Here is a 7278-nt window from a genome sequence, read left to right on the forward strand (position 1 = left end):
AAACCGGGTCAGGCTCCACCGACCGCTCGCAACCGTTCAGGAGCAGGATGCAACCCTCGACAGTGTTCACCATCGGTCACTCCACACACCCGATCGAGGAGTTCATAGCGCTGCTCGAAAACAACGGCGTGCAACAACTCATCGATGTGCGGACGGTTCCCGGCTCCCGACATAACCCGCAATTCGGCGCGCAGGCGCTTGAGGAAAGCCTGACGCACGCAGGCCTGCACTATGCGCGGATGGAAGAACTCGGCGGTCTCCGCCACACCCCAGTGAATGTGGAGAGCATCAACGGCGCCTGGCGCAACAAAAGCTTCCGAAGCTACGCCGACTACATGCAAACCGAGCCCTTCGCGCGTGGAATAGACCGTCTGATCGATCGAGCAAAAGAGAAGATTGTGGCGATCATGTGCGCGGAAGCGGTCCCGTGGCGCTGCCACCGGTCTCTCATCGCGGATGCGCTGCTCGTTCGCCACATTTCTGTGAAGGACATCATGAGCGCCACCTCCACCAAACCCCACACACTCACGTCGTTCGCGTCGGTGGACGGGCAGCGGGTCTGGTACCCGCCCACTAACCTGGAAGGGCAACCGTAGGCATAGCGAGCCTCTCGCCGATGTGACCGAGTTGTCATTCCGAGAATGGATGTCGTCCACCATGGGCACACTGCACTACGGCGGGTCGGAAGCGCCGATCGTCAGCACCCCGGCGACGGACAAGGCGGTGGACGCGGAGGGCAAGGCCTGGCAGGTCGGCAACGCGCTCATTCAACGCCCCGGCACGGGCGAGGACATCGCGTACATGGCGCTCTACCTGGCCTCCGACGAGTCCTCTTGGGTGACCGGACAGAACTACAGCGTCGACGGCGGCGCGACCGCCGGGTGGCGGAACGACAGCGAGACGGACCGACTGGCCGCGAAGAACGGCTGACACGCGGGTCGCGGCGCGACCGGTGACGGACGGGAGGCACAACACCAACGCCCAGCTCGACACGCTGGTTCTCTCGCAGGCCGGAAGGGGCCCCGGGCGTCTACGCGAACTTCGTCAACCCGGAGGCGTTCTACGCCCTCTACGGCATGGAGTTGTGCGGCGGCGCGGGCGCCTGCAACCGCCCCCCGATCGACGGCACGGAACTCCCCATCCGGTGATCCCGTGGAAAACCAAACGACGAGCGCGCGAACGCGCGAAGGAGCCGCTGACACGGCGCAGCAGAAGCTCTGTTTCTTTGACCTTTCCGGCTGTCGAGAATACGTCGGCTCCCGCGACTCCGTTCCTACAATCTCGAACGCGCCCTACGGGCTTATATCGCTCGACATTGCGCGCGCTGCGCGCTCCGCCTCCGTTTTATCTCTGTCTGCCGGAAGGCGAAGAAAAACGGTTGATCAGGGAAGGGGATGAAGAGACGAACGAGCAGGGGATTGTGGTCTACTGGTGGAAGTGACATACCCAGGCGAGAACTGTTACCCCATAGTTCTCCGTTCCACCGGAAGAGGCTGACGCACCTTCGAAGGGATGAGGCAGGCGTGCTACGCGTGAACTAACGGGCAGGTCTGTGCGTGGACCGCAAGCTCTCGCACTGTGCCGTAGTCCAGGTTCTGCCCGCTGCGCAGCCGGATGCTTAGCACTGTGCGCACGGCGTTTACTTGCTCAGCGCTGAGTCCCTCGAACAGCTCGGGCCAGTCAGAATGTGCTCGCGCGACCTCGGGAGGCGTTAGGGCGCTGACGCTGAGCAGGGCGTGTCATCGGACGTACTTCTTTCGCCCGTCCTCGACGTTCGACCCGTACTTCTCGTCCAGCTCGGCGTATGCCTCGGCCGGGGTGGTGCTGCCGTTGAGGATGCGGCGGGCGCGGTCGAGTGCGTCGGCGTCAGGGAAGTGTCCGGCGAGCTGCTGGGCCTTCTCGATTAGGGCGAGATCGTTCTCAATTTTTGGTTCGCTCATCGCATCAAGATTCAACGACGGCAGCAGGCAATGTAAACATTCGCTCCAGCAGGGGTACAAGACGCCAGATCGCGGCGTGGTGCTGTTCTTCGGTCAGATCATCTAGCACGGGCGGTTCTTCACCTGTCCAGCCGATTGCTTCGGCCACCGCAGTGAGCTCCACGCTGTCCCATCGCAACCGTCCTTCATCCCGCATCTGAGCGCGGAACTGTGACAGTGGACCGCCCGACTGGTGCACCTTGGCGATCTCGGGGAAGCGCGCCAAGCGGACGTGGAAGATCGCGACCTCGTAGCCGTGCAGAAAGATCATCACTCGGTCGATTCGGATTGGCCGTCCAATGTACATTCCAGGCCGCTTCGCGAATGCCTCCGCCTGACTGTAGATCGGCATCTGCGTTGCCTCAGGATCTGTCATCGCTCACGCCCCGTCCCTGTGGTTGAGATTCTCGGTTACCAACGACATTGATTCGCGATCTCAGCCGGTGAGTAACGACTACGAGTGGCAGACGATCCTGCGCTCAATAGTCCACGGCGGCGCGGTCGTAGGCGAACCGCGCGTCGGATTCGTTCAGCACCTTCGCGCGCACGTCGGCGAGCTTCAAGTCGAGCACTCTGAGCTTCCCGTCTATCCGGCTGATTGCCTCAATCCTGTGGAACCGGTCCCCGTAGGCCTCGGCGAACCTCGCCATGCCGTGTAGCTTCCACGCCGCGTCCGGGAGCCAGTGGCCGTGGGGATCCACGATGCTCGCTCGCACTCCGTCTTCGCCGTTGGCGAAGAAGAGGAAGTCGGGGCGCAGTGTGCGCCATTCGCCGTGACGGTCCTGGTAGGCGATGCTCATCGAATCGCGGCCGCCTGTTGGGTTCCGATACCAGGCCAGAGCCCCGCCCCTCGACATCTCGGCGTCCAGCACCTCGATCTCGTCGGGGTTCAGCTTCCCGACCGGGAACATGCCCTCGTCGTCGGCCAACAAGTGCAGTGCCCGTCGTTCAAGGAGCTGTTCGGAGTCGCCGGTGACGCGTTTCGTCTCCTCCTGGCGGTTCTTCGGCAACGCCATTGAGATGAGCTGAGGGTCCGTGCTCATGGCGGTGATCTCTGCGTAGAGGCTCTGCCTTGACTCGGAGAGGTCTTTGATCGCGACACGGTACTTGCCGAGCCACTCGTGTGCGATGCGGTCGGCCTCGGTATCGAGCGCGGGACGGGTCTGCGGCAGCATAGCGAGGGCTGCGACTCGGACGTTCGCGTCGCGGTAGGCGTCCTCGTCCTCAGCGTCCGCGGCGAGATGTTCGACGTAGGTACGGGCGATGTCTGGCGTGATCGACCGCGCGCCTGTGCGATATGCGTCCTGGATGGCGCGGTCGTCCGCGTACTCCGTCCACGACTCGTCCTGGCGGAGCCCGTGGCGTGCTTGTCCGCGAACGGTGCCGCCAGCAACCGTCTGAACGTCTTTGAGCGCCTTCGTCAGGTCGTTTGCATACTGAGCCGAGAGTCCGTTCAGAACACCGTGGAGGCGCTCGTGGGCGAGCTTCCCCGCGTCAGCTAGCAGCCGGTCAGCCGCGAGCGCGTGTGCCAGCGAAGTGAGTCGCTTGATCGGGTTCGCATGCTTGCGAGGCAGTGTCTCGGCAGGCAAGGCTTGGAACAATTCCCAGACCTCGTCCGGGACGGCCTGGTTCGGCGTCATGACCTGTGGGTCGACGAGGACACGCTGTCCCGTCCCGCCGCCCGTGGTCAGGTCGTTGCCCATGATCCGCTCCAGCACGAGGCTGGCCGTCGCCTTGTTGAATTTCGGCAGGATGCACTCGACGCTGTTGAGCAGGTCGTCGCCCTCGATACGCCTGGCGAGCGGTGTACGGATCATCCGGCCGAGAAGCTGCGTGATGTGCGTCTCGTCCCTCGCTGGGCGGAACGAGACCATGACCTCAGCGCGCGGGCAGTCCCAGCCCGTGCTGATGGCGTCCTTGGCAAGCAGCACACGGACGTAGGAGGCGTCCTGCACGCGCTCCGGGGAGATGTAAGGCACGCTGTGCGAGCCGAACGTCTGCGCAGTGTGCTCGCCAAAGACGTGGGCGATCGCGTCCGCCTCCAGTTCAGGCCACTCGTCACGGATCACGTCGATAGCCGAGGCGACCTCCGTCGGCGACGGCTTGTTCGGCACCTGAAGCACCATGAGGGGCCTGACGGGCTCCTCGTTCTGATCGTTCGCGTACGCCGTCCAGGCCGCAGAAATTCCTTTCACCTTCCGGACGCCCCGGCGCAGCAGCACTGTATTGAAATCACCCGTCTCCGCGGGAAAGTCGAGCACGATGTCGTCCTTCAGTAGACCCGACTCCTGGATACGCACAGGGTCCACCTGCACCGTCGCGAGGTGCACACGATTCGACTGCACCTCGGCTTCGCTCATTGCAGCCTCGAACCGCTGCACAGTCGCCGAGATGCCCCAGACGATCGGCACCGGCGGCACGTCATTGTGGCCGTTGATGAGGCGCTTCACGATGGTCGGCGTCTCCGACGGGCGTTTGCCCATGCCCCGATGTGCTTCGTCAAGCACCATGTAGAGCGTGAGGTCGTTGTCCTCGATCGTGTTCCGCAGGGTGTCCCAGAACGTGAACGGCACTGTGTCTGCATGCGAGTCGAAGCCAGGCAGGGTGTTGGAGTCGTCGCGGCCCCGCACGAGCAGGCTGTTCTTCGACAGCTTCGAGGTGTTCAGAAAGTAGACGTTGCCCGACTGGAGTTTCTGGTATCTGAACGGGTGCTCGACCGTGACGAGACGGTTGCGCAGGCGGTCCGACGCTTGTTCCAGCCGATGCTTGGTCTGCTGGTTCAGCGCCGGGTCGTCGCTGAACCACAGCACGACGGCGCCGGGGTCCGGCGCGATGCTGAAGTCGTCGCTGCCCCAGAACAGCGACTCGATCACGGCCGCAGCCATGACCGTCTTACCGGCGCCCGTCGTAGCCGTCAGCGCCACCGACGAGACTCGCCTGCTCGCGCTGCGGTAGAAGTCCCGCGCAGAGGTCAGTTCGCGCAGCGTGTCACCGACCGCGTCTGCTTGGCAGTCCTTCAGCGTGAAGCGCATCAGAAGTCCCCCGTCATCTCGCAGTTGCGGAGGTAGTCTTCATATAGGCGGACGGTTTCGACGCCGCGGATCTCGTCGGCGACCTGCTGGTACCGCCCCTCGTCGTCCGTGACGACGTACACGATCCGAATGCCGCCTTTCCCGCGCAGTGCCTCGACAAACTCGGCGGCCTGGTCAAGGTCGCGAAGGATGCCGTAGCTGTCAGCGATCGCCCATCCGCCTTCGATCCAGTCGATGCGAGAGCCGACCGCACCGGCGCGTAGCCACAGCATCGGAGCAATCGCCGCGAACGCGCGGTCCACGCCGACGAGCCACTTCGACTCGTACGTCAGAGTGAAGAAGGCGGCGTTCTCCTCGAACCCCTCAGCCATCGGGAACTCGTCGACGAACTTGTAGTCGCCCTTGATCGGGGCGCCGTCGGGCGTCTCGCCCGTGATCGCGGCGCGGATGCGCGGCTTCGTGATGTAGTCGCAGATGCCCAGCTTCTCCCACTCGGGATCGCCAGGCCGCACGCCCTTCCTGCGCAGAGCGGCCTGTTCGTCGGCCGAGACTTCGTTGTTCGTCACCGATGCACTGACGGCGGCCGCCGTCCTGCTTGTTCAAGCGCATGACAGCGTGAGCTGTCGTCCCGGAACCAGCGAAGAAGTCGAGAATGACCGCGTTTGGTTTGTCGGATAGAAAGAACCTCAGGGCATCCTCCACTGCGTAGAGGCTCTTCGGGTATGGGAATGAACGACCCGGCAGAAGGCCCGCAACGAGCTTCGAGCCATGCCATCCCGCATTATGAGAGACCCTGTTCCAAGTTGTCTTTGCTGCACGATCACGAGACACCATCGACGTGTCTATGATGGCTGCGCCAGTCAAAGGGTTGCGGCCGGTCACACTGAGTTCGCCCTTTTCGATCTGATCCTCGGTGCCCTGGTTCACCGTCATGATCGAGTAGCCTCGTCCCCGTCGCTGGGACTTGGTGGCTCTGATCAGCCCTTTCTCGACCCGCCGTCGCGCGACCTCGACCCCTGTGCGCCAGCGAGCTTCCGCGCCCGTGGCGGTCTTCGGCCATACCGCGACCTCACCCGCTGGGACTGGCACCGTCTCGACACTCGTCCCAAGCGGAATCGGCGCCCCTACCCGAACAATGCGTCCGGTTGCTTCCTCTACAAAAATCGGGAAGAACAAGTTGGGCGAGTCTGCCCTCAAGTTCCCCTTGCCAGTCCGAACGTATTGAAACCACACCTGAGACTTGCTCTCGGATTGGCCTTCGTTCAGCATGTCGTCAGTCGTGCGGGCGGCTGCCATCTGCCCCATGAACACGAAGAAGATGTATTCGTCAGACCGACTGAACATTCCGTCACGCACTGAGCCTTGACTACTGATGACGCTCGTCACCATCTGGATACGCGCTTCGGGAAACGTCTGCTCCAGTAGCAGGCCAAGGCGCAAGTACTCCTTCTCGTCGATCGTGACTATCAACACGGAGCTCGCGGGCTTCAGGAGCCGCTTGGCGAGCTTCAGCCTCCGCTCCATGAACGCCAGCCACTTCGAATGCCGGTACAGGTCGTCGCCCTCGACGTAATCGTTGTTGTACTTCCAGTCGCGCGATCCTGTGTTGTAGGGCGGGTCGATGTAGATCGCATCCACGGACTTCTCGTGCGTGAACGTGAGCTGCTCCAGGACGTGGAAGTTCTCGCCATTGATGACCGTATGGAACGGCTTATTGCCGCCGCGCTCGATGGTCCCGTCGGGGCGCAGGCCGGGGTAGATGCGGTCACGGAATTCGGCCACGAGAACCAGGTCATCCAATGCCACCGAGGCGGCCTCGATCTTCGCGCCGTTCGGCGTCGAGATGTCGGCGGTCTCTCCGTTGATTCCATCGACAGTCCAGATGCGCTGGTCGCCGTGCCCCGTCACCCCTCTCGGAGGGAGCACTCGAACCTTGCTCATCTTGCGAATCTTGTGCGCGGGAAGCTCCACCGCCTCCGGCGCATGACGCTCGAAGTTGAGCCCGAACGGTAGACGCTTCTGGAGTGGCTGGATCTCGCTGTCGAGGTCCTTAGCGAGCTGCGGATCGAGTTGATTGACGGTGCGCAGCAGGTCCGACAAGCGCGACATGGGCGGGCTCCTTCTGGCAGGACAAGAACGAGTCCGTTCTCGCGTGTGCGCGAGTGGCACGGAGGCCGCGTCCGTTTGAGTGGTGGTCTTTCGCTTCGTTGCGATGATCAGCTGTCGTTAGTTTAGGCGGCGGTGATCTCGGGGAGTATCACCGCCTC

General features: G+C 63.1%; 7 protein-coding genes. 2 read left to right on the forward strand and 5 right to left on the reverse strand.

Annotated elements, in window-relative coordinates:
• Positions 1-47: 47 nt before the first annotated feature.
• Together AB0300_RS16915 and AB0300_RS16920 are read left to right on the forward strand one after the other, a co-directional pair.
• A complete protein-coding gene (locus AB0300_RS16915; RefSeq protein ID WP_105950096.1) occupies positions 48-596 on the forward strand; it encodes a DUF488 family protein in 549 nt (182 codons plus the stop codon).
• A 49-nt stretch (positions 597-645) separates the two neighbouring features.
• Positions 646-930, forward strand: coding sequence for an SDR family oxidoreductase (locus tag AB0300_RS16920; protein ID WP_199787651.1), 285 nt, complete (start codon positions 646-648; stop codon positions 928-930).
• A gap of 809 nt (positions 931-1739) precedes the next feature.
• Here the strand turns inward: AB0300_RS16920 and AB0300_RS16925 are convergent.
• The 5 genes from AB0300_RS16925 to AB0300_RS16945 form a co-directional block, all read right to left on the reverse strand.
• Positions 1740-1940 carry a hypothetical protein gene (locus AB0300_RS16925; protein ID WP_105950095.1) on the reverse strand — a complete coding sequence of 67 codons (201 nt, stop codon included), beginning with the start codon at positions 1938-1940 and terminating at the stop codon, positions 1740-1742.
• 4 nt (positions 1941-1944) lie between these two features.
• Positions 1945-2355: a hypothetical protein gene (locus tag AB0300_RS16930; protein ID WP_126892903.1), complete on the reverse strand. Its 411-nt coding sequence runs from the start codon at positions 2353-2355 to the stop codon at positions 1945-1947.
• A gap of 103 nt (positions 2356-2458) precedes the next feature.
• Positions 2459-5011 (reverse strand): DEAD/DEAH box helicase family protein, encoded by a 2553-nt coding sequence (locus AB0300_RS16935; RefSeq protein WP_366216529.1) that lies wholly within the window; start codon positions 5009-5011, stop codon positions 2459-2461.
• Positions 5011-5382 (reverse strand): hypothetical protein, encoded by a 372-nt coding sequence (locus AB0300_RS16940; protein WP_366216530.1) that lies wholly within the window; start codon positions 5380-5382, stop codon positions 5011-5013. The genes AB0300_RS16935 and AB0300_RS16940 overlap by 1 nt, the downstream gene beginning before the upstream one ends.
• Positions 5375-7120, reverse strand: a complete 1746-nt coding sequence (locus AB0300_RS16945; protein ID WP_366216531.1) for a DNA methyltransferase — start codon at positions 7118-7120, stop codon at positions 5375-5377. Before AB0300_RS16945 ends, AB0300_RS16940 begins: the two co-directional genes overlap by 8 nt.
• Between the last annotated feature and the right edge of the window lie 158 nt (positions 7121-7278).

It is taken from the genome of Microbacterium sp. NPDC078814, assembly GCF_040702645.1.
GTDB lineage: Bacteria > Actinomycetota > Actinomycetes > Actinomycetales > Microbacteriaceae > Microbacterium.